The 3,468-nt window shown below is 29.3% G+C and carries 2 protein-coding genes; both read left to right on the top strand.

Annotated features, from left to right (window positions below):
* A partial coding sequence (locus tag CQA53_RS12580) for a hypothetical protein (RefSeq protein WP_181882448.1) occupies nt 1-3,210 on the top strand: 3,210 nt, incomplete at its 5' end.
* 15 nt (nt 3,211-3,225) lie between these two features.
* Nucleotides 3,226-3,468 (top strand): hypothetical protein (locus tag CQA53_RS10475; RefSeq protein WP_147290037.1); only part of this gene is annotated, 243 nt, incomplete at its 3' end.

Here is a 3,468-nt window from a genome sequence, read left to right on the forward strand (position 1 = left end):
AAAAAGAATCTAGAATCTTACAAAAACAAAACATTAAATATTGATAATATCAAAGACTGCGATTTTTCTGATACTAAAAAAATATTGGAAAAAGGAAAAGATTCATTAGAAAAAATAATCAAATCATTACAAAAATATGAAAATATGTCAAAAGAGGATTTTGAGAATAGATTTGATAAAGACTTTATTGTTCTTGGTGCAAACATTATTGGCACAACACACGCTCCAATATTAGCACATATTTTAGTGCATAAACTTGGTAGCAATGTAGCAAAACAATTTCTTTTTAGGATTGTTTTGGGTGGAATTACAGGACCTTGGGGTATATTTATTTCTATAGTTTGGTTGCTTGTGGAAATCTATGATTTTTTGGCTAATAAACAGCAGGAAAATAAAAGAATTGCAGAAGCATATAGACTTTATGGAGCAATCATAAGTATTTATGAAAATATTGACTATTCCTTAGCTAGTCTTTTGAATTTTGGACATATTGGATTTGGGAATCTCATTACAACGCAAAATACTAATACTTTGACATATCATTTGTATCCTAACTATGATATATTTAAATCTGATTTTATGTATAAAGTTATTAGTAACAACACTCTAAATTTTAAGGATATATCCTATAAAGTCAGTCTATCATTACAAGAAGAAAAAATACAAAATGATATATATCTGCAAAATATATTTGAAAAAAGCAATAGAATCTCTCATTGCGAGATGGCAAATACTCAATTTTCAACTTTTAGCTTTCAAGATGCACCTTTTATAAAAGATAGCACAGCTATTTTTAGCGAATCTTCAGCTTTCCAACATTTTAAAAATGTATTTTTAAGATTCGATAGCTTTTTGTTTGTAAAAACCTCTAGTTTTAGCTCCATATTAGCAAATGATATTCTTATGCAAAGCTTTAAAACAAGTAATCAAAATAATCCTGCAAGGATAAACAAAACAGCCCTTTTTCTCACAAATTGTTTGCATAATGGGACGCCAGAATACAAAGTGCAACAGCATATTAAAACTACCTTACAGAATAATGAGAATACAAAGAAAAATATTTTATTTTTATCGGCTATGTATAGAGTAGAAAAAAGTATAGTTGTGCGAGAATTTTTAAAACAAATGACAGATTTATTTAATAAATTAGAAGAATATGCACATACAGAATGGCTAAGTCGCTTAACAGATAGTTACTTAACACACTATATTGGTTCATTGATTGATAAGTATAGAGCTGGCAAGGTTAACAGGGCAACATTTTATGGTTTTGTTAGTCGTATCACATCATATTCATTAAATGATAATTCAGTAAATAATATGGATGCTAATGAATTTTGTAATTTTATGTATGAATTATGTATGGTGTTTATCACAAGAAAACATGTCGATATAGTTGACCATTATATTAATAAACAAAAACATCAAGAAGCAAAGTCAAATATAAAAGATATTTTTATGCAAATGAATGCAATCATTACCGATATATCTAAAATACTTTCTCACTTTAATACTTTTAGTTTTGCAAAATTAGAACAATACCAAAAAAATATTGACGAGATATACAAAAAGCAAAAAGAGGAAATAGAAAAATTCTTTAGCATACAATACCTTCAAAATAATTCAACAACTAGCAAAGAATACAATGTTTTTTACAATATAAGCTCTATAAAAGACCTATGTATAGGTATATTGAATAGATACTTTAATAAAAATATACAATCAGAGCTATTTGCTAACTTAGAATATCTCTCGCAAAGATACCAAGAAATACAATTTGATGATATTGAAAAATCTATAAAAGATAGAGATAAAATAGAATATACAAATATACTAAAAAGTGTGATAGACCCTATCTTGCCATTAGATGATTCAATGCTGAATTACTTGAGCGATGAGGAAACACTCTATTTTTACACGATTATTATAGATAATATAAAAGATTATGCAAAACAACTTGAGGATTCTAAGGATAAAGAACAACATCAAGTATTACAAAATCTAATTGGAAACTACTATACCAATCTCGCTATATTCGAATTATTAACTACACAAGAGAAAGCAATACAAGAGAAGATTCACAAAATATATAACGACAAAAATACACAAGGTTTATTAGAGGCAATATTAAATGGAATTGCTGATATAAGTAAAGATTCTGCAAAAGAGACGCTAAAGGAATTACTGAAAAATAAATATTCCACTCTCGATTCGCTTATTAATGATAATATTAAAGGTATTTTAAAAGATTTAACAACAAACTTTGCTAATATCCAAGATGCAAAAAATCCATATATTAAGCAACTAAATAGCCTAACTGAATTTTCAAAAAATCAAAAAATATACAATTTTACATCTATTATAGCTAAAGTAACTATTGGCTATGTTGCCAATGCGATACTTGATAAAATTTTCCCCACACAGATAAAAAATATCGAAGCAATGAAACAAAAAGCTATCGCCCTGCTTGTTGCTATGAATAGACATAGAGACACACCGTATGCGACTTGCAAAAAAGGAAGCAAATATTTAACACTCCCCATAGAAATCACGCAAACTCTTATAAATGCAGACTTACAAGCTATGATAATTGGTGGCTCTCCACTAAATAGTGGGTTTTGTGTGCATACTCCAAGTGTGGCGATTTTTAGTGAAAATAATGAAAAAGCACTGCAAACACTTACTCAAACCTTAAGAAATCTTATGAATGATAAGGTGGATATTATGAAACTCGGAGCTGAATCAGGTGAGATAGTCAAAGAAGCTTACGCTAAGCTATGGTTTTATCTTGATATGGGAGAAAATAAGCAATTAGAATCCTATCTACGCAATGAATTACAAGTTAATCCCAAATACTACACATTACGCAATCTTACAAGTGATGCCTATATCCAAACAAAACTAAAAACAACACAAGATAAAGACAACCAATCATTTGCACAGAATAACAAAAAAGAAAATTTTATCACAATGGAAGGCAATGCAAAAGGTGGAGTGCGATTTAATAGAGATTTTCTTATCCAGCTTAAAAGAATAGCAGAATGGAACTATAGAGTCTATGAGGAAAAGGAAGTTTTGCCACAGATACAAAACAACAAAATGCCCAACAATAGACTCTCTATCAAAGAACCAAGTCCCGATGAATGGCTAGCAGGCAATCTTATCTATGATAAAGAATATATCCCCACAACCATAGATGTGAAAGATTAAGGAAAGGAGAGTTATATGAAAGGTGCAATATTTGAACGACTAGAAATAAATATTTGGAAAAACATGAGAGATGAAGAAAAAAACTATCCCGCCATGAAACCAGAAGAAGCAAGAATAAATGATTACAACTTTATCCTCTCCACCCTCAAATCCTATCGCCCTTCTCCCAATGGCAATGGTATCAAATGGAGTAAAGAAGAAAAAGAAGCTTTTATAAAGCTAAGCTATAAAGAACAAAGAAAAATGATAGTAAGAAAG

This window comes from Helicobacter didelphidarum (genome assembly GCF_003364195.1).
In the GTDB taxonomy this organism is placed as follows: Bacteria; Campylobacterota; Campylobacteria; order Campylobacterales; family Helicobacteraceae; genus Helicobacter_A; species Helicobacter_A didelphidarum.